At 61.4% G+C, this 19,433-nt stretch carries 17 protein-coding genes; 7 read left to right on the top strand and 10 right to left on the bottom strand.

The window, feature by feature from the left end; all coding sequences use genetic code 11:
* Positions 1 to 278: 278 nt before the first annotated feature.
* From SYN60AY4M2_RS12580 to SYN60AY4M2_RS12565, 4 genes are all read right to left on the bottom strand, one after another.
* Positions 279 to 1,034, bottom strand: coding sequence for a response regulator transcription factor (locus tag SYN60AY4M2_RS12580; RefSeq protein WP_011430714.1), 756 nt, complete (start codon positions 1,032 to 1,034; stop codon positions 279 to 281).
* Between the two features lie 147 nt (positions 1,035 to 1,181).
* Positions 1,182 to 2,960 (bottom strand): ABC transporter ATP-binding protein, encoded by a 1,779-nt coding sequence (locus tag SYN60AY4M2_RS12575; protein ID WP_011430715.1) that lies wholly within the window; start codon positions 2,958 to 2,960, stop codon positions 1,182 to 1,184.
* A gap of 150 nt (positions 2,961 to 3,110) precedes the next feature.
* Entirely contained in the window at positions 3,111 to 4,451 is a 1,341-nt protein-coding gene (locus tag SYN60AY4M2_RS12570; protein ID WP_011430716.1) for an FIST N-terminal domain-containing protein, read from the bottom strand.
* Between the two features lie 93 nt (positions 4,452 to 4,544).
* Positions 4,545 to 6,188, bottom strand: coding sequence for a LysM peptidoglycan-binding domain-containing M23 family metallopeptidase (locus SYN60AY4M2_RS12565; RefSeq protein ID WP_240527850.1), 1,644 nt, complete (start codon positions 6,186 to 6,188; stop codon positions 4,545 to 4,547).
* 348 nt (positions 6,189 to 6,536) lie between these two features.
* On the opposite strand from SYN60AY4M2_RS12565, the gene cysS reads away from it, so the two are divergent.
* On the top strand, positions 6,537 to 8,057 hold the full coding sequence (gene cysS / locus SYN60AY4M2_RS12560; RefSeq protein WP_011430718.1) for a cysteine--tRNA ligase: 1,521 nt from the start codon (positions 6,537 to 6,539) through the stop codon (positions 8,055 to 8,057).
* Positions 8,058 to 8,080: 23 nt separating this feature from the next.
* Here the strand turns inward: cysS and SYN60AY4M2_RS12555 are convergent, their stop codons facing one another.
* The 6 genes from SYN60AY4M2_RS12555 to SYN60AY4M2_RS12530 all read right to left on the bottom strand — a co-directional run bounded on the left by SYN60AY4M2_RS12555 (position 8,081) and on the right by SYN60AY4M2_RS12530 (position 14,528).
* A complete protein-coding gene (locus SYN60AY4M2_RS12555; protein WP_011430719.1) occupies positions 8,081 to 9,610 on the bottom strand; it encodes a peptidase S10 in 1,530 nt (509 codons plus the stop codon).
* A gap of 84 nt (positions 9,611 to 9,694) precedes the next feature.
* The gene (locus tag SYN60AY4M2_RS12550; protein WP_011430720.1) at positions 9,695 to 10,288 is read right to left on the bottom strand and encodes a hypothetical protein; all 594 of its coding nucleotides are present in this window, start codon (positions 10,286 to 10,288) and stop codon (positions 9,695 to 9,697) included.
* A 196-nt stretch (positions 10,289 to 10,484) separates the two neighbouring features.
* The gene (thiL, locus tag SYN60AY4M2_RS12545; RefSeq protein ID WP_011430721.1) at positions 10,485 to 11,507 is read right to left on the bottom strand and encodes a thiamine-phosphate kinase; all 1,023 of its coding nucleotides are present in this window, start codon (positions 11,505 to 11,507) and stop codon (positions 10,485 to 10,487) included.
* Positions 11,508 to 11,590: 83 nt separating this feature from the next.
* Complete coding sequence (kaiC, locus tag SYN60AY4M2_RS12540) at positions 11,591 to 13,195, bottom strand: circadian clock protein KaiC (protein WP_011430722.1); 1,605 nt, start codon at positions 13,193 to 13,195, stop codon at positions 11,591 to 11,593.
* Positions 13,196 to 13,220: 25 nt separating this feature from the next.
* A complete protein-coding gene (gene kaiB / locus SYN60AY4M2_RS12535; protein ID WP_011430723.1) occupies positions 13,221 to 13,523 on the bottom strand; it encodes a circadian clock protein KaiB in 303 nt (100 codons plus the stop codon).
* 3 nt (positions 13,524 to 13,526) lie between these two features.
* A complete protein-coding gene (locus tag SYN60AY4M2_RS12530) occupies positions 13,527 to 14,528 on the bottom strand; it encodes a circadian clock protein KaiA (protein ID WP_240527350.1) in 1,002 nt (333 codons plus the stop codon).
* Positions 14,529 to 14,686: 158 nt separating this feature from the next.
* Between SYN60AY4M2_RS12530 and SYN60AY4M2_RS12525 the strand changes: the two genes are divergently transcribed.
* From SYN60AY4M2_RS12525 to SYN60AY4M2_RS12500, 6 genes are all read left to right on the top strand, one after another.
* The gene (locus SYN60AY4M2_RS12525; RefSeq protein ID WP_099813063.1) at positions 14,687 to 15,619 is read left to right on the top strand and encodes a nucleoside hydrolase; all 933 of its coding nucleotides are present in this window, start codon (positions 14,687 to 14,689) and stop codon (positions 15,617 to 15,619) included.
* Positions 15,620 to 15,642: 23 nt separating this feature from the next.
* A complete protein-coding gene (gene pgsA / locus SYN60AY4M2_RS12520; protein ID WP_099813062.1) occupies positions 15,643 to 16,215 on the top strand; it encodes a CDP-diacylglycerol--glycerol-3-phosphate 3-phosphatidyltransferase in 573 nt (190 codons plus the stop codon).
* Positions 16,169 to 16,750, top strand: coding sequence for a crossover junction endodeoxyribonuclease RuvC (gene ruvC / locus SYN60AY4M2_RS12515; protein ID WP_099813061.1), 582 nt, complete (start codon positions 16,169 to 16,171; stop codon positions 16,748 to 16,750). Before pgsA ends, ruvC begins: the two co-directional genes overlap by 47 nt.
* A 66-nt stretch (positions 16,751 to 16,816) precedes the next feature.
* Positions 16,817 to 17,464: an LON peptidase substrate-binding domain-containing protein gene (locus tag SYN60AY4M2_RS12510; protein WP_011430728.1), complete on the top strand. Its 648-nt coding sequence runs from the start codon at positions 16,817 to 16,819 to the stop codon at positions 17,462 to 17,464.
* A 129-nt stretch (positions 17,465 to 17,593) separates the two neighbouring features.
* Entirely contained in the window at positions 17,594 to 18,325 is a 732-nt protein-coding gene (locus SYN60AY4M2_RS12505) for an alpha/beta hydrolase-fold protein (RefSeq protein WP_099813060.1), read from the top strand.
* A 45-nt stretch (positions 18,326 to 18,370) separates the two neighbouring features.
* On the top strand, positions 18,371 to 19,429 hold the full coding sequence (locus tag SYN60AY4M2_RS12500) for a hypothetical protein (protein ID WP_011430730.1): 1,059 nt from the start codon (positions 18,371 to 18,373) through the stop codon (positions 19,427 to 19,429).
* Positions 19,430 to 19,433: the final 4 nt, after the last annotated feature.

The following is a 19,433-nucleotide window of genomic DNA, read 5'->3' as shown; positions in this document are numbered from 1 at the left end:
GCGTACAAAACGACTCGTTTGACTTTTTTTGGCGTTTTGATGTAGCTGTCGAGGTCATACCTTCTCGCCCTACCAGATGGCGTACGTATTGCCTTGATCCAACCTTTCTGCTCCCATCGCCTCAAGGTGTGGAGACACACCCCAAAATAATCCGCCGCTTCTCTCGGTTTTACATACCTAGCCATACCAAGCAGCCATACTGAACATACTGGGCATTATTTTCAGTATAGTCCAGCATATCATTGACTAGAGTCATGCTCTCCTACGGCAGGTGGTTTTTACGGGGAAGAGGAGTCTTTTGCCAGTTCCGGCTGCAGCGGCTGGGGATCGGCAATGTTGGGCAGCTCCAGACAGTAGCCCGCCCCGTAGACAGTTTTGATGTACTGGGGGTGGCGCGGATCCGGCTCCAGCTTGGTGCGCAGATGGCGGATGTGGACGCGAATGGTCTCGATGTCGTCGTCGGGCTCGTAGCCCCACACTTCCTGCAGGATTTCGCTGGGGGAGACTGTCTGGCCGTGCCGCTGCATCAGGCAGTGGAGCAGGTCAAACTCCAGGTGGGTGAGCTTAATGGTTTTGCCAAACCACACCGCCTCGAAGCGCTCTGGCACCAGGGTGAGGGGGCCATAGGTGAGGATCTCGCCGTGTTTGGCCGTCTGGGGAATGCGATCGGCACGTCGCAGCAGGGCCCGCACCCGCACCAGCAGCTCCTGCACCTCAAAGGGTTTGGTCAGGTAGTCGTCGGCGCCAGCGTTGAAGCCTTCAATCTTGTCTTGGGTTTGGCCGAGGGCGGTGAGCATCAGGATCGGGATCTCGCTGGTGCGCTCCTCCCGCCGCAAGCGCTGGCAAACCGTCAGGCCGTCCACCTGGGGCAGCATCAGGTCGAGAATGATGAGATCCGGAAGAACCTGCAGAGCCAGTGCTTGTCCGCGTACCCCATCGGTGGCCTTCACGACCTCATAGCCCGCCAACTCCAGATTGATACGCAGAATATCCAGAATTGAAGGGTCGTCCTCAATGATGAGTATGCGAGCCATAGCCGGTTGCAGCCCAAACTGCGGATAAAACGTTTTGTTAAATCAGCTAACAAGAGTCCAAAGCTTTACGACTCAAAGTTTACTTAATTCTAGCCTCATTGCAAATCTGGCCGGGAGGCGGGTGGGCGCGGCTCCAGGGGAGACCCTTCATCCGGCTTGGCGGGCACGCTTTTTCGGATCCCCTTTGGGAATGGCGGCGATGAGGCGGCGGGTATAGTCCTGCTGCGGGTTCCGGTAGATCTGAGCGGCAGGGCCAATTTCTTCGATGCGGCCTCGGTTCATGACCAGAATGCGGTCGCTCATGAACTTGACCACGCTCAGGTCGTGGGAGATGAACAGATAGGTCAGTCCCAGCTCCTCCTGCAGATCCTTGAGCAAGTTCAGCACCTGGGCCTGTACGGAGACATCCAGGGAAGACACTGCCTCGTCGCAGACGAGCAGGCGCGGCTCCGAAGCCAGGGCGCGGGCAATGCAAATCCGCTGCCGCTGCCCGCCGGAAAACTGGTGGGGCAGACGATCCAGCGCCTCGGGATCCAACCCGACTCGTTCAAACAGGCGTTGGGCTCGTGCTCGCCGCTCGGCGGCGTTTCTCCCCATCCCGTGCAGCACCATCGGCTCCATGACGCTGGCTCCCACACTCATGCGCGGATCCAAAGAGGCTGCCGGATCCTGAAAGATAAGCTGGATCTCGCGGCGCAAGCGGCGCAGGCGCCGAGGCGGCAGGCGGAGCCAGTCTTCTCCGTCGTAGATTACCTGGCCGGAACTGGCGCGGATTAGACGCAACAGGGTTCGCCCCAGGGTGGTTTTGCCGCAGCCGGACTCGCCCACCACCCCCAGGGTTTCGCCTGGATACAGGTCGAAGCTGATCCCGTCCACAGCTCGGATCTCGCCCACCTGGCGGCCCAATGGCCCGCGACGGACGGCATAGTGGGTGCGCAACTCCCGCACCTGCAACAGAGGGGGCTGGCTGCATATCTGGCGCAGCCGTTCTTCCTCTTCGGCGGCTGGGATCTCCAGTTGCTGCCACCGCTCCTCGAGGGATCCCCCCTTTTCCTGGAAATCCTGGACGGTGGGCAGCCGCCGCAACCGCCGCTCCAACGGTGGGCGACAGGCCAGCAGGCCGCGGGTGTAGGGGTGCTGGGGATCCCAAAAGATCTGTTTCACCGATCCTTGTTCCACGGCTTGGCCCCGGCACATCACCACCACCTGATCCGCCAATTCCGCCACCAAATTGAGGTCGTGGGTGATGAAGAGGATCGCCATCTGTCGCTGCTGCTGCAGATCCCGGAGCAGGCGCAAGATCTCGGCTTGCACCGTTACATCCAAGGCGGTAGTCGGCTCATCAGCAATCAACAGCTTGGGGTTAGAGGCGATGGCACAGGCGATGGCCGCCCGCTGGATCTGGCCGCCGGAGAGCTGATGGGGATAGCGCTCCAGCATCTGGGGAGAAAGCTGCACTTCCTCAAACAGGCGGATGGCTTGGGCGCGGAGCTCCGCTGGGGGGAGGGAGGTGTGGGCCCTCAGGGTTTCCCGCAACTGCTGGCCACAGGTGTAGAGGGGGTTGAGGGCGGTGCTCGGCTCTTGGAAGATCATGGCGATCTGGGAGCCGCGGTAGCGCCGCCGTTGCCGGGGATCCAGCCGCAGCCAGTCCACTGTTCCCTGGGGGCCCTGAAAGAGAATGGTGCCTTCCACCCGAGCGGAGCTGGGCAGCAAGTCCATCAGCGTCAGGGCGGTTATGGTCTTGCCGGATCCGGATTCCCCCACTAAGCCCAGGACTTGTCCGGCCCCCAGTTGAAAGGACAGCCCATCCACCACCGGGGATCCCAAGCATTCTGCCTGGCTGCCGGCAGTGCGGCTGGGCAAGAAAACCCGCAACCCCTGAACAGTCAGAAGGGCAGAAGTGACAACCGGAGCGACATCGGCCATGGCTGAGGGCGGCGATCGAGGGATTGGCAGGATTATAGACCACCGCTCCAGCTTCCCTTCTTTCCCCGCTGGGGCAGCTCCAGGACTTCGGCAGCGTCGCTGAGGGAGTCTGGGTCTCAGCTACAAACTCAGCTCAGGATTGCCAAAACCTTAGCGGGCGGGCCGGAAGATCCCAAAGCAGGAGGTGTAGCCGTGCAAAAAGGTGGATCCCCCCACCGGGCCGATCTCGCCGTTGCAAAAAAAGCCCCCCAGGGGTAGCTCTCCCAGCAATTCCCGAAACCGTTGCGAGTCAAAGTTGGGGGTACCGTACAGCCCCTTGCCTCGCCCCAGGCAGGAGAACATCAGCGCCCCACAGGGATCCGGCTTGGGTTGAGAGGAGCGTTCTGCGGGGTAGCTTTGCTGTAGGTTGCGCTCGGCACAATAGCGGCTGAGGGCCCACCGCAGATCTTCTGCCGAAGTCTGGGCATCGCGCAGATGAAACTGCACCGTCTGGCCGGGGCGCACCCGATCCCCGATGGCGATCGCCCCCACCCGTGGATCGATGCCCAGGATCACGCGAATGAGAAAATCTCCCGACGTCGGCTCGGATTTGAACTCGTCCATCAGCAGGCCGATGAAGAGAGCTTGGCGGGCCAAGCGTTGATCCGATGGGCTGAGCCGTTCGGCCAAATCCTGTAAGACCGCCAAAGGAGGACGCCCCTCCAAGCTGAGGATCACATTCCCCTCCGCTTCGGTGACGCGCAAGGGATCCCCAATCGGGCGACATCCCTGAGCCACCACCGCATCTAGCACCACGTTGCCGGAGAGGGCCAGCCCCACCGTGCCTTCCCGATACAGCTCCCGCCGGGGTGTGGGGGTACGCGCATCCAGCAAAAACAGAGCATTGCCGCGAGGGCCGCGGCCGCCACTGGCCAATCCCCCCACCTTGACCGCCCCCGGATAGGCAAAATCCAGCCCTTGCAACAGCTCAGAGATTCGAGAGGAAAATCCATCCGCCAAGAGCAGAAAATGGGGCTTGCTCTGCGGCAAAACTCCAACCAAGTCTATCCAGGCCGAAGGAGGTGCATCCAAGTCGGGCAATTGGTTTCCCCGCAAATAAAAAGGGTGCAAGGCCACATCCGGCAGCACCGCCAAAGACAGCGACAGGGCCGGCCCCTCCTCAATTTCATGCCCCCCACCCACGATCCCGCCGCCGGAGCAGCCGATCAAAACGTCCACCTCCAACAGCTCCGACAACAGGGGCAGCACGCGAATGTACTCGCTGGCAAAGGCCGCCGACACAAACAGGATCCCCAAGTTGGGCCGCAGCGGCTGAGAGGGGACGTACCCGGTGAGCAGCCCCGGCAGGCTGCCGGATCCCACCGCCTGCACCTGTCGCGTCAGGGCGCTCTTCAGTTGGGCTACCTGGAGCTTAGCCTTAGCTTCCTCCACCACCTGCCGCAGAGCCGCTTCCAGAGAAGGGAGCTGGGAGAGCGCGTTCACCCACTGCATCGGCGTGTTCCTACGGTCTGGAGTTTGCTTTTTTAGGCTAGCAATTTATGCCCGGGACTGGCTGTTCTGCGCAGCCTCTTGTTTGAAACGTGTTTAGGGCAGATAGGGCCGCGGATCCACAGGCGCGCCCCCGCCGGGGCGGACTTCAAAGTGCAAGTGTGGCCCTGTGCTGCGGCCCGTATTGCCCCGGCTCATGATTACCTGGCCCTGCTGCACATACTGGCCCTTGGACACATAGATCCGGTGACCGTGGGCGTAGCGGGTAACGATCCCGTTGGGATGGCGAATATCGACGCGATTGCCGTAGCCATCCCCGGCATTGCCGGCAAAAATGACCTCCCCCTCCTGAACGGCTACAATGGGGGATCCCACCGGGCCGGGAATATCGACCCCCGCATGGAAGCGACCGCGACGGTAGCCAAAGCCGGAGGTGATTTGCCCCGCAACCGGCCAGATGAAGCCACTGCTGCGGGCCGGAGGAAGAGCTGGAGGAGGAGCTGCCGGCGCTGGCCGAGCTTGGGATTGGCTCCGGGCTCGTCGCCCGGGGGCCGGCGGGGCGGGCTGCGTGCCAGGCGCCGGAATTGTCAGGCGTTGGCCAATGCGTAGCCAGTGGGGATTGCGCAAGTGGTTAGCCTGGATGACCGACCGCTGCGTCACCCCATAGCGAGCGGCAATCCGCTCGATGGTGTCGCCAGCTCCCACCGTGTGGACCAGCGAGCCACCGGCCAAGAGGGCCTGTCGTTCTTGCTGCATCTGCTGGGCCTGGCGTTGCTGCTCGGCCTGTAATCGAGCTTGTTCCTGGGCTTCCTCTTCCTGGCGGCGGCGTTCTTCTGCCTCGCGGCGGGCGAGCATCTCGTTCTCGCGCCGGATCAGCTCGCCCACATCGCCGGGGATGAGCAGTCGTTGGCCAATGCGCAGATACTCAGGCCGATCCAGGGGAGTTGCCTCGATGATCCGCTGCTGCGGAACCCGGTAGCGGTTGGCAATGTCTTCCAGTGTATCTCCCGGCTTGACGCTGTAGATCAATCCCGGCTGGCTGGGGATCAGCAGCTTCTGCCCTGGCCGCAGCGGCGTACTGGCTTGAATGCCGTTGGAGACAGTGATGGCGGCGGCATCGAGCTGGTACATCTGGGTCAGATGCCAGAGGGTTTCCCCCGGCTGCACCTCATGCTCGAGAATGCCTCGGGGCCCTTCCCCAGTCGGGATCTGGCCCGCCTCGAAGGCTTGCCGCAGTTGGGCTTTTTTTTGCTCGTAGTTCTGCTGCAGGGCGCCGGACAGCGTGTGCACCGAGGGCGGAATCGGCTCCGCTAGCCGGGATCCCCAAGGGTGACGAGAAAGCTGGCGTTGATGCAGCGTGGCCACCCCCGCCAAGCCCAGCATGAGCAAGAGGCCGGTGGCCCACCTCGGGTAGCCCCGTCGCGCCGGAGCCAAGGTCGAGGGATCTGGATTTTCTAGCTCGGCTGGCTCATCGGAGGGGGCTGGCCCCGACTCTTCCAGGGCATCGGCGTGGGGATCGGCCTCCAGCTTCAGGAGCCACACCAGGCCCGTTAAGCTGAGAGAAAGGGCTAAGCCAGCCCACCGGAGTCTTGACGGGGCAGACAGAAGTGCCGGCTCTCCCCCCTCGGCAGCCCGCTCCTGAGCGGTCGGGATCCCTGCCGGATCCTTGGGCGGAGAAAGGGTGCTCACGGCAGCGCTATGGATGTCCAGCTCCCTCCCCTGGGCATCTGAGAACGTCAATCTTTGGGGCATCCTCACACCAACAGGCTGACACTAGAGTGAAAGAGAAGATGTCAAAATTGAGGCCAGCGGCCCCTTGCTGCAAGCTCCACCGAGGCCGGTGAAGCCCAAGCGCAGTTCGATAATGAATACGTTGGTTCGCACTCAGGTTAGAGTACCGTAGTTAATAAATCTAGACAAGTCTTTGCAGGTAACTTCAGCTAAAATGCTTGTCCCACAATGATTTCAGCCTTCGGCCTGGTGAGATTTTGTCGAGCCTTATCCGATGTAGAACAGAGTGTGCCACCGTGCCGATCTGGAAGATAAAGCCCGCTTTGCTGTAGCTGAAACTACAAACCAGGATTCTCCATGACTTTGGTTGTCTACAACACCTTGACTCGCCGTAAGGAAGTGTTTCAACCCTTCGGTGGCTCTGAGTCCATTTCTGCCGACGAGGCGGCGGGCGGGGAGAAGCCGCTGGTGCGGATGTACGTCTGCGGCGTCACGGTTTACGACCTCTGCCATCTCGGCCACGCGCGCACCTATGTGGTGTGGGATATGGTGCGTCGTTACCTGGAGTGCCGCGGCTACCGGGTGAAGTATGTGCAGAACTTTACCGACGTGGACGACAAGATCCTCAAGCGGGCCTTAGAGCGGGGCGAGTCGATGCAGGCGGTGGCGGAACGCTTCATCGCCGAGTATTTCCAAGATATGGATCGCCTCAACATCAAGCGGGCCGATCTCTACCCCAGGGCAACCCGATCGCTGCGGGCCATGTTCGAGCTGATCCAATCGCTGGAGCTCAAGGGCTTTGCCTACCGGGTACGGGATCCCCTCGCCCCTCAGGGGGAGACTCCTGCTTACGATGTCTACTATGCCGTCCGTAAGTTCCCGGATTACGGCCAGCTCTCCGGTCGCAAGCTGGAGGAGCTGGAGGCAGGGGCCAGCGGCCGGGTGGGAGAAGAGGGCGCTGGCAAACGGGATCCCTTTGACTTTGCCCTTTGGAAGGCGGCCCCCCCTTCCGAGCCGGGGTTTGAGTCCCCTTGGGGTTGGGGGCGACCGGGCTGGCACATCGAGTGTTCGGCCATGGTGCGAGAGACTCTGGGGGATCACATCGACATTCACGCTGGTGGGGCAGACCTCATTTTTCCCCACCACGAGAACGAGCTGGCCCAATCCGAGCCAATTACCGGCAAGCCGCTGGCCAAGTACTGGCTGCACAACGGCTTTGTCAACGTCAACGGCCAGAAGATGTCCAAATCTTTGGGCAACTTCACCACCCTACGACAGGCCCTTGCCCTCTATCACCCCATGGCCCTGCGGCTGTTCCTGCTGCAGACCCATTACCGCAGCCCGATTGACCTCACTGAAGCAGCAATGGAGGCGGCCAGCCACGGCTGGGAGACTCTCCAAAAAGGGATCCACTGCGCCCAGCAGTTTGGCCAAGGGGGATCCCCCGATTCCGAGGCGATGAGGGCTTTCCAGACGGCCATGGACGACGACTTCGGCACCCCTGGGGCGCTGGCTCTTGCCTTTGAGCTGGCCAAGGAACTGATCCGCGAGCACAACCTCTTGACCCACCAGGGCCACACCCACCTGCAGCCGCACTTGCTGAGGCAGAAGGGCGCCGCCCTGCTGGAGATCTTGGCCACGCTGGGCTTCTGCTGGCCCCAGCCTGCCCAGGGATCCGAGAAAGCTGCCGCCAACGGGGAACTGGCCAAGCTTCCACCCCTTGAAGACGCGCGGATTGAAGAGCTGGTGGCCCAACGCACGGCGGCCCGCAAGGCGAAAAACTTTGCCGAAGCCGATCGCATTCGGGAGCAGTTAAAGGCTCTGGGGATCACCCTTATCGACCAAAAAGACGGCACCACCCGTTGGCTGCGGCAGTAGGCAGGCGGGGTTGGGATTGCCCATCACGCAGGGATCCCCGAGCTGGAAACGGCCTTTCGGTAAAACTCAGCCATTTCGGCAAACCACTCGGCCCGCGAGGGATCCCAGGTGTAGAACATGTGGCCGCCGCGGTAGTGGCGCAGGGTGAGGTTGGCCTTGAGGCGGGGATCCAGCTTCATCAAATCCACCAGGTGGTTGGAGGCAAAGTAAGGGGTGACCAGGTCGTAGAAGCCGTGGTGAATGCTCACCCGCATGTGGGGGTTGAGGGCCATGCTGCTGCGCAGCTCGTCCATGGCGCCGATGAACCCTTGCTTGAGCTCCCCCTTGGGGGCGAAGCGCCAGGACTTGAACACCTCTAGGTTCAGGAGGTGATAGGTCAGCTCCGTGTCCACCTGCAGGGTCTCCCGCAGGTGGCTGTTGATGGCGGCAGTAAACAGGCGATCTACCCCATCTAAGGTGGGATCGGATCCCTCGAAGGTAGGCCGATCCGGAAAGGGATCCACGGTGGTTACAGAGGCGTCGTAGAGCCCCAGCACCAGCCGCTGGGAGCGCAACAGCTCGCGGGCAAAGCTGGCCGGGTCGATCCGCCCCCCCTTGTGGGCCACATACTCCGGCGAGAGTCCGATCCCTGCCGCCATCTCCGCGTAGATGGCCTGCCGCTCCGCTTCTGGCATCGCCTCTCCCATGGCCAAGAGGGGCAACAGCCGCTGGCGGGCAAAGCCTTCTGCTTTGGGCAGCAGGATCTGCAAATCCTCCCCCCAGCCACACCGCCCATGATAGGCTGCTGTGGCGACATAGGAGGGGAAAAGCATTGCCCAGGTGCTGAGGTTGTAATCGGTGGTCTCCAGCAGCCCGAACTCGATGGCCGGCGAGATGAGAATAGCCCCCGACAGGCCCACGCCAAACTTGGCTTGCAGCTCCTTGGCCAGCCGCGCCACCCGAAAGCCCCCGTAGCTCTCGCCGGCAATGAAAATGGGAGAGAGCCAGCGCTTGTAGCGCGAGAGGAAGCCCTGGATAAACTCGCCCAAGGATTGCAAATCCCGCTCCACGTCCCAAAAGGGAGCCTCCTTGGGGGGCTCGTCTTCCTTTTCCTCCGCCTGGGTGGGCTTGGCCGCCGGATCGGATTTTTCCTGAGAACTTTTGGCGTCTTGAGACTCCTTGGGCAGGGCGCGGCTGAACCCCGTCCCCACCGGATCGACAAAGACCAAATCAGAAAACAGCAGCCAACTTTCGCCGTTATCCACCAGTTGCACTGGCGAGGGCGGCAAGCTGCCGTTGGGCCCAAAGCGGAGGCGTCTCGGCCCCAGGGATCCCATGTGCAAATAGGCAGAGGCCGCCCCCGGCCCGCCGTTGAAGACGAAGGTGAGAGGCCGCTGTCGGGAGTCAACCTCCTGCCTCAGATAGGCGACGTGGAAGATCTCGGCTACCGGCTTTTCCCGCCGGAAGAGGGTCTGCCAGCCGGCCACCGCCCTGTAGGGGAAGGACTTTCCCCCGGCGTTGAACGTGTGCTCCGTGGTGTGCAGGACAGGAGTGGACTTGGATTCTGCAGGCATAGAGACACGGGATCCACAACTTGCTGATCCAGTGAATCACAAGTTGCCGGATCTCCACCCCTGCCTTGGAACAGAAGCCGGGGATTACAGGGTGAGCGGCGCTTCCAAAGTCAGATTAAACGACTGGCCGGGGCGCAGCACCACCACCTGGGGAGCGGTTACATTGCCCACCACCACGCCAGCCACTGCCCCGCCTAGAACATTGCCCGCCGAGACGCCGCCGCTGATGGCTCCCAAAAGGGTGCCTGCGACTGCCCCGATGGCTGCATCCTGGGCGATGGCCTCAGCCGAATACTGGCGGGGATCCTTCTCGTCGTGGAGGATGCCGGAAGAGGCCTGCAGGCTATAGGTGCGACCGCCGAGGACGATGGAGGTGGCAACAAAGCGGGATCCGCCCGGTGCCGGTTCCATTTGCCCAAAAACGCGGCTGCCCGCCGGGATCACCAAACGCCCCTGGTTGTCGAAAATGTTTTGCGTGACGGCCACCTCCAGCGGGTAGATGGTGTCGGGGTAAAAGTATTGCGGCCCTTCGCTGCTGAGGCTGCCGACGGGAATAATCGTCCCCTGCTCAAGGCGGTAGGCACCCAATTGGAAAAGCGGCTGGGCCTCTCCTGGCAAGGGGGCCAGCAGAGGGATCCCTGCCAAACCGATCGCGGCTGCTGCTAAGATAGCTTTCATCCAGAAGTCTCCAATTCTCCGAAGTTCTGCACGTGCCCGCGGCCTTTTCGGGCCGAGGTTTGTCCTTTTGCGGTTTTCTCTACACTTCCAGGTTACCCAATCCCAGTTCCGGTTTCCTTTCCGACTCGAGTAGCTTGGTTTTCAACTTTGGGCAGTTTTGAGCGGCCTAGGTGGCCAGTGAGTTTTTCAGACAGGCTCAAAAGTGCTGGAAGGCCTGCTGGCGGCTGAGGATTTGCCCGTCCTGCAACCGCACCGTCCCCTGCGGATCCCAGCCGGTTACTTCCCCAATCCAGGCGGCTCCTGGCAACTTTTCCAACAGATGCTTGGCCACCGACACCTCGGCACTGAGAAGCAGCTCAAAGTCTTCGCCCCCATAAAGCGCCCACTCCAAAGCTTGGGCCGGGAACGCCTGGCGCAAAGCCACCGAAATCGGGATCCGCTCCGCCGCGATCCGCGCCGCTACCCCACTGCTCTGGCACACCTGCACCAGGGCGTCCGCCAAGCCATCGCTGGTGTCCATGCCGGCCAGGCGCAGAGGACCGGGGAGCGCTTCCAAAAGGGACAGAACATCCAAGCGCGGGCGCGGGTATTGGTGGGCTCTGATCAACTGCTGCCGCTGTGCTGCCGTGGCTGAGGATCCCTGTTCGGGATGGAGCAGCAGCTCCAGGCCGGCCCGCGCGTCGCCGTGGGGCCCTGTGACCACCAGCCAATCGCCCGGCTGAGCCCGTCTGCGCTCAATCGCCCGCCCCGGCTGCACCGATCCCAGGGCCGTGATCGCCACAAACCGCTGCGGCGACCGACACAGATCCCCCCCCACCAATTCTGCTCCCCAACGGGCACAGCAGGCCCGCATCCCTTCGTAGAGCTCCTCTACCCAAGCCACCGGCGTGGATCCCGGCAGGCCCAAGCCCACCACCAACGCCCGCGGACGGGATCCCATCGCTGCCAGATCCGAGAGATTGGCCGCCACCGCCCGCCAGCCCACCGCGTGGGCCGGGGTTGTCACGTCGCTAAAGTGAACCCCCTCCACCAAGACATCGGTGCTCACCACCAACTGCCCCTCAGGAGCGGGCAACACCGCCCCGTCGTCTCCCACCACCTGGGCAGGACAGTAGCGCTGCACGATCTGCAACAGCCCCGCCTCGCCGATGGCCGAGATGGGCGTGGGAGAAGAGCTGCTCTTGGGTTGAGGGAAAAAGTCGGGAAGATCGCTGAACAAAGGAGCCCCTGGCGGATGCACGCAGCCAAAAACCTATGGTTGCAAAATGTTAGGGGCAGTTGGCGCCGGTCAAGCCCAAGCCCCTACTCGTCCAAAGATTGGACATTTTGCACAATTCGAGAGAGCTCGTTCTTCTCATCCACATTGATGCGGGTCGGGGATCCGCTGATAATCCGCTCGTAGCCGCGGAAGGAATCGCGAATTTGAATCCCCGAATCCGAGATGAGGTACTCGCGGATGCCCTTGTCATGCCAGGATCCCCGCATTTTAAAGACGTTGAGCGCCCGTGCCATCTCGCCGCGAATCTCCACATACTGCAGCAGAATGATTGTGTCGGTGATGGTGGAGATGTGCGACTCGGTAATGGAATGGGATCCCATGAATTGATCGGTGGTGTTGGTGAAAAAGCCGGTGATCTCCTCCTGCTTGGCCAGGCCGGTTACGCCGATAACAAACTGTCGAAAAGCATTTTGGCTCACACCCCGCGCCAGCGCCGACAGCGAGTCGATGGCCATGCGGGAGGGCTTGAAGGCCATCATCTCGGTTTTGATCTTCTGCAGGTGGTCTTCCAGGCCGGCGGACTCGGGGTAGGCGCAGATGATCTTAAGGAGGCCTTGCCGCTCAAACTCCTCAAAGTCGATGCCCCAGGAAGAGGCATTGCGGGCAAGCTGGGCCCGCGACTCTTCGTAGGCAAACAGGATGCAGCGCTCCCCATTTAGGCAGCCTCGCTCGAGGAACTTGCTCACCAGCGAGGTCTTGCCTGTGCCGGTGGCGCCGGTAGCCAAGATAATCGAGTCTTTGAAAAAGCCACCGCCGCACATCTCGTCCAGCTTCTCGATGCCGGAAGAGACGCGCACGTTGGAAGAGCGCTGCGTCAGTTGCATCGCTCCCAGCGGGAAGATGTTGATCCCCTCGTTGGTGATGGTGAAGGGATATTCCCCCTTCATGTGGGTGGTGCCCCGCAGCTTCAGGATCTCGATGGTACGCCGCCGCTTCTCCCCCTCCAGGATGTTGCGCAGGATCACCACGTTGTCGGAGACGAACTCCTCCACCCCATAGCGGGCGATGGGGCCGTACTCCTCAGTGCGCTCGGTGGTCATGACCGTGGTGACGTTGGCCTGCTTGAGGCGGGCTGTCAGGCGAAACAGCTCCCGCCGCACCACGCCCGCCGGCTCATACTGCTGAAAGATGGCCGTTACCGAGTCGATGGCCACCCGCTTGGCTTTGTATTTGCGAATGGCATATTGGATGCGCTCGATGAGGGCCGACAAATCGAAATTGCCGCTTACCTCGTAGCCCTCCGGATCCGGCGAAGCATCCAGAATAAAGAGCTGCCCCTTGTCGATGAGGGCCTGCAGATCCCAGCCGAAGCTGGCGGCGTTGCGAATGATGTCGGCAGGGGTCTCCTCAAAAGTAACAAAGATCCCTGGCTCCTGGTACTTGACAATGCCGTTGTAGAGAAACTGCAGGGCAAACAGAGTTTTGCCGGTGCCGGAGGTACCGCTGACCAAGGTGGTGCGGCCCAGGGGCAGCCCGCCGTGGCTGATGTCTTCAAAACCCTCGATACCCGTCTGTTTTTTCGGGATCCCCCGCGGCTCGGGCCCGCCCAGGAAGTAGGTCGATGGGATCCCCTCCGCGGCGTTACCTTGCAGCTTTTCTGACTCAGAAGGTTCCAATGGTTGGTTCATGCCCCTCTCTCCCCTAAAACCTGTCCTAAGCCTCTTCGTCCAATTCTTCGTAGAGCAGATCTAGGCCGATGAGCACCTTCTCTCGGTTGGACAGATCGCCGATAATCTTCCGCACCGGCGGCGGCAGGATTTTGGCCAGGGTCGGTGTTGCCAGGATCTTATCTTCCTCTGCCAGTTGCGGATTTTTCAAGACGTCGATGACTTTCAGGCTGTACACGCCGCGGAACTCTTTTTCCAGAATGTCTTGCAAGGTGCTGAGGGCGCGCAGAGAATTGGGGGTATTGCCCGCCACGTAGAGCTTGAGGACATAGGCTTTGCGAGTGGACATAACCTAGGGATCCCTTGGGGCAGATTTGGGAATGGAGCGGCGGTACATTTCGCTCAGGTGGGCCATCACGTCGATGAGAGTGAGGCGGTAATCCAGCAGGATCTCTTCGCTGCGACCCTCCAGTTTTAGTTGTTTGGCAAAATCCTCCATTAGGTTCATGTGCAGCTCCAACAGTTGGGCGGCGCCGATGTCGGCAAAAAAGGCAAGGGCCACCAGCTCGTCGATGCGGGCATTGACGGTCTCAGGAGATTGAAAATACTCCAGGACAATAGCCTGGTAGAGGTTACGCAGCCGCCGCATGAGGGCCTGCTGCTCGTCGGGGGGCAGGTGGCGGTAGAACAGCTCCGGATCCCGATGGTAGTACACGCCGGCGTAGCCGAGGCGTTCCCGCAGCTTTTCCGCCAGCCGCCGCTGCTGCTGGTGCGTGTAGAGCAGGTAGGGCTGATCCTTGGGGTGAGGGTTTGCTGCAGGCAGGCTGCAGGTGGGGGAAATCTGGAGAAACAGGGCAATGGCTCGGTTGATCAGCAGCTCCAAGGGAGAAGCAGAAGGAGTGGCCTGGGATCCCTTTGGCGGCAACAGCTCTGACGGCGAGACGAGGCGAACCAGAGTGGCGTTGTGGTAGAAAAACCGCTCCCGCTTGAGCAGAGCTCTCGCCCCCGGAGGAACAGGGGGGGAGGACGCTTCGCCGGAGCGGCTGGCGCCGCCTTCCGGTTTGAGCTCTTCCGACACAATGGCCACCACTGTCGGCAGCAACAGTCCCTGCTTGCAAAGCTGACAGCCCAACGCCTCCAGCTTGTCCAGCCGCGTCGCTTCCACCAGCAGCACCAGGCAGTCCGGATGGTTTTCCTCCCCTCGCAGAGCCTCCAGAAAGGCTTCCGGATCCTGGAAGACCTCAGCCACAAAGCGTTCTGGCGACAACAAAGCCTCTGCCGCCAGCGGCTCTCCAGCAGGCGGCTCCCAGTCGAGCAAAAGGCTGATGTGCAGTGGGTGGGTGTCGGGCTTCAATAAGGATAGAAAACGATAAGAACCGCCTTCGATCTTAAATCTTAAATCTTCTTAAACCTGACCGGAATCTGCCTTGGCCTTCAGAGTCAGCCAAGGGAGACTCAAAGAGAGCGTGCCATTGCCGCCTACACTAGGGGTGAAAGGCCTCTGGGAGCCCTATGGTGCCCCTGATCATCGATTGCGACCCCGGCCAAGACGACGCGGTGGCCCTGCTCCTGGCGATGGCTTCGCCGGAGCTAGAGGTGCTGGGCATTACCACGGTGGCCGGCAATGTCTCTGTGGAAAAAACCAGCCGCAACGCCCGGCAGATCTGCGAGCTGGCCGGCTGCCCGCAGATGGCAGTCTATGCCGGCTGTCCCCGCCCGCTGTTGCGCCCGCTGCAGACTGCCGAAGAGGTGCACGGCAAAAGCGGGATCGACGGGGCCAACTTGCCGGAGCCCCAGATGCCGCTGGGATCCCTGCACGCCGTGCAGTACCTGATCGAGACCTTGATGGCGGCGCAGGAGCCGGTTACCCTGGCGCTGCTGGGCCCGATGACCAACTTGGCAGTAGCCCTGGTGCAGCAGCCCCGCATCGTGGAGCGCATCCGACGTCTGGTGTTCATGGGGGGATCTGCCCTTGAGGGAAACACCACCCCGGCCGCCGAGTTCAACATCTTCACCGATCCCCATGCTGCTCAGATCGTGCTCAGCGCCGGGATCCCCGAGGTGGTGATGCTGGGCCTGAACGTTACCCAGCAAGTCCTCAGTACGCCGGAGCGGATCGAGCGGATCCGCGCCCTCGGCACGCGGGTAGGCCAGACGGTGGCCGACATGCTCGCCTTCTACGGCAAGTTCGACATCCGGCGCTACGGCCTGCCGGGGGGGCCGCTGCACGATCCCTGTGTAGTCGCCTACCTGCTGCAGCCGCAGTTGTTCGAGCTCAAGCCCTGCTACGTGGAGGTGGAGACGGCTAGCCCCCTCAATCTGGGCCGGACGGTGGTGGATCGCTGGGGGCTGAGTGGCCGCCCCGCCAATGTGCAGGTAGCTTTTGGGGTGGATGCCGAGGAGTTTTACCGCCTGCTCACCGAGCGCTTAGGCCGCTATCGGTAGTCGAGGTCGTCAAGGAGGTCGAGGTGAACCCTACCAGCCCAGTCCTAGTTCCCAAGCCGGCGTGGCTCAACCTGCCCACCGCCATCACCTTGCTGCGCCTTGGAGGGATCCCTTTGATTCTGCTGGGGCTGGGCCTGGGATCCCCGCTGGGGCAAGGGCTGGCTTTCTGGGCGTTTTTGCTGGCGGCGGCAACTGATTGGCTGGACGGCCACTTGGCCCGCCGCTATGGGCTGGTGACCGATGTGGGCAAGGTTCTGGATCCCCTGGTGGACAAGCTGCTGGTGCTGGCCCCGCTGCTGAGCCTGCTGGAGCTGGGGCGGATCCCCGCTTGGGGAGTGTTTTTGTTGGTGGGGCGAGAGCTGGCCATCGCCGGCTGGCGGGCCAACCAAAGCCAAATCCGCGGCGCCAATCTCTGGGGCAAAGCCAAGACGGTCGCCCAAATCCTGGCCATCGCCCTGCTGATCCTGAACTGGCCTATCGGGATCCCCTGTTTTTGGGTGGCGGTGGCCCTCACTCTGATCTCGGGGTTGACCTATTTGTACACCGACCATGCCACGCCGGACGCCTCTGCCGGCAAGGAGAGACCCCCTGCCTGATCGCGTCAGCGGGACGGAGTCCTCTCGCGTCAGCGGGACGGAGTCCTCAGACCCCACCCCTGAGCAGCGTATCCTCGGCCTCGACCCGGGGTTGGGGACGGTGGGTTTTGGCTGCATCCTGGCAGGTGCCGGCGGACTTCGCCCCCTGGACTACGGAGTCATCAGCACCCCTGGGGAGCAATCAATCCCGGAACGGCTGCAAACCCTCTACGAGGATCTAAAGGAGCTGCTGCGCCAGTTTCAGCCCCATCAGGTGGGGTTGGAAAAGCTCTTCTTCTACAAAATGGGCAACACCATCCCCATCGCCCAGGCGCGGGGGGTGATCCTACTCGTCCTGGCCCAGTATCATCTGGTGCCGGTGGAGTTCACCCCTGCCCAGGTGAAGCAAAGCCTGACGGGCTACGGGCGCGCTGACAAACAGGCCGTGCAAGCCGCCGTGGCCCGCGAGCTCAATCTGCCCAGCCTGCCCCGCCCCGACGATGCTGCCGATGCCCTGGCCATCGCCATCACCCTTTGGCACCACCGCTTTGCTTAGGAATCGGTCGGTGTGGCTCCGTCGAGATCGCTAAACTAGACTCAGTAGCGCAAAAAGCAAAGCCTTATGCCTTCCTCTTCTGTGGACGTACGTGAGCTACCCCTGTTTCCCCTGCCAGAGGTGGTGTTGTTTCCGGGCCGCCCCCTGCCGCTGCACATTTTCGAGTACCGCTATCGCATGATGATCAACACCATCCTGGAGACGGATCGCCGTTTCGGGGTGCTGATGTTCGATCCCCAGACGGGATCCCCGGTGCGGGTGGGCTGTTGTGCCGAGGTGTTGCAGGTACAGCGGTTGCCGGATGACCGCATGGACATTTTGACCTTGGGGCAGCAGCGCTTCCGGGTGTTGAACTACGTGCGGGAAAAGCCCTTCCGGGTGGGGCTGGTGGAGTGGATTGAGGATGAGCCGACCACTGCGGATTTGCAGGGCTTGGTGCAGCAGGTTTCCACCCTACTTCAGGATGTGGTGCGCCTCTCCGGCAAGCTAATGGAGCGGGAGACGGAGCTGCCGGAGCGACTGCCCACTACCCCGATAGAGTTATCCTACTGGGTTGCCAGCCACTTTCACGGGGCTCCCCGGGAGCAGCAAGCGCTGCTGGAAATGGTCAGCACCGAAAATCGCCTGCGGCGGGAAGCCGAGATCCTCGAGTCCACCCGCAAGCACTTGGCCGCCCGCACTGCCCTCAAGGATTTGTTCTCCGAAATCTCCTAAAATTTCTTGGGATCGCTTGAAAGACGCAGGCCACGGGGGAGTTGTCAGCCGTTCTGGCGCTCGCGTTGCCACCCGTCTCAACGGCGGCTGCAAAAGCCGGCTGAGGTTCAGTGATTGTCCAGGGATCCGATGTCCTACCCTCGCCGTTATCTGCGCTTTGCCTCCCGGGTTCTGGGCCGAGAAATGGAGATGCTCCACTTTGGGCATCGCGGCTACCCGCTCATCTGCCTGCCCACCAGCAATGGGCGTTTTTTCGATCTGGAAGATCGCGGCATTATCGCCAGCCTCGGCCATCACTTGGAGCAGGGCTATTTGCAGGCCTTTTGCGTGGAAACCCTCGATTGGGAGACCTTGTTCAACTGCGAGCTGGACGTGCCCCAGCGGCGGGATCGCTGGCTGTTGTTGGAGCAACACTGGGTAGAAGAGCTGATCCCCTACGCCAAAGCAGAAGCGCAAAATGACTTTCTGGTGGTGGCAGGCTTCTCTCTGGGGGCCACCCACGCCGTCAACCTCACCTGCCGGCACCCTGGCCTGGTGCGCCGTTGTCTGGCGCTGGGGGGGCCCTACGATGTGGCGGCCCTCGGCTCCGTCACCGGCTGGGATCCCCAACAGGCGGAACAGGAGCTGTATTTCATCAACCCCTTGGCCTACCTGTCCAACATGAGCCGACAACTCTGGGATCAGCTGGGCGGGCGCAACACCGAGCTAAAACTGCTCACCGCCCACCGCGACCACTGCCTCAACGACAATCTGCGCCTGGCAGAAGTCCTCCGCCGCAACGACATCCCCCATCACCTGGAGGTATGGGAAGGGGATCACGACTGGCCCACCTGGCAAGCGCAAATCCGCGCCTTCGCCTAGGATCCCTTGCAGAGGAGTCAGAGAGCTTTTGATGAGAGAGCCTGGATGATCGAAGACTACTGGGTTGGCAGCCTGCACTTCAGCGAGCCTTTTGGGGACGACACCCTGGCCCGTCTCAACGCCCTTCCCCCCATTCAAGCCCGCAACGGCCAAGCCTACAAGATCCGGGCGGAACATGTCACCATTCACGAGGTGAACCTGGATTACCGCACCAAGTACCGCCTCATCCTAGACCGCTTCAGCTACCTTTACCCCCAGGCCATCGGCCTGTTCATGGGCTTTGCCTTCAGGGGGGTGTACATCATCAACAACCCCTTCAGCTTTTACTACTACCTGCGCAACAAAGATGCCGCCTACATGGTGGTCAAAGAGCTGGGGATCTCCATCCCCAAGACTTACATTCTGCCCCCCAAGGAGGCCCCAGCTTTGAAAGCCGAAGATTTTAAGTATCACAAGTTCTTCGATTGGCAGGGGATGGCAGAAGATCTCGGCTGGCCAATCGTGATCAAGCCGGCAGAGGGACGGGAGGCCATCGGAGTCGAAATCGCCTACAACATGGAGCAGCTTCTCTACTTTTACGACCGCTCCGGATCCCAGGTGATGATGCTCCAGGAGAAGGTTAAAAGTCCTTATCCCTGGCAGATTCGCGCTCTCTGTATTGGCCGAAAGATCATCCCAATTAAATACATCTTTCGCAAGTTCGATGCCAGCGAATATCTGTTCGATCCAGAGTTTCTCACGCCGGAGATGGGCAAAAAAGTTATCGACACCTGCCGGATCATCAATCGGGCGTTGGGCTATGAAATGAACTCGGTGGAGCTGTTTATCGACGAACAAGGGGAGCTACAGGCCATTGACTTTAACAATCCGGTGCCCGATGGCCGCCTCAAGGCTTTGGGAGAAATTTTTTACAACGATTACCAGCAGGCCCTTTGCGATTTGGTCGTGGATATTGTGCGGGAACAGCGTCCTTTCGACTTCTTGCCCCCAGACGTCAACCGCTTTGCCCAGATCGCCCGGCGAGCCGACCTCACCCGTGAGCAGAAGTTTCAGATGGCTCTCGAGCTGGCCAACCGCTACTACGAGCCCAGGGATCCCGAATAAAATA

This window comes from Synechococcus sp. 60AY4M2 (assembly GCF_002760375.1).
GTDB lineage: Bacteria > Cyanobacteriota > Cyanobacteriia > Thermostichales > Thermostichaceae > Thermostichus.
The sequence above is the reverse complement of the archived record's forward strand: the minus strand, read 5'-3'. Positions and strand labels throughout refer to the sequence as shown.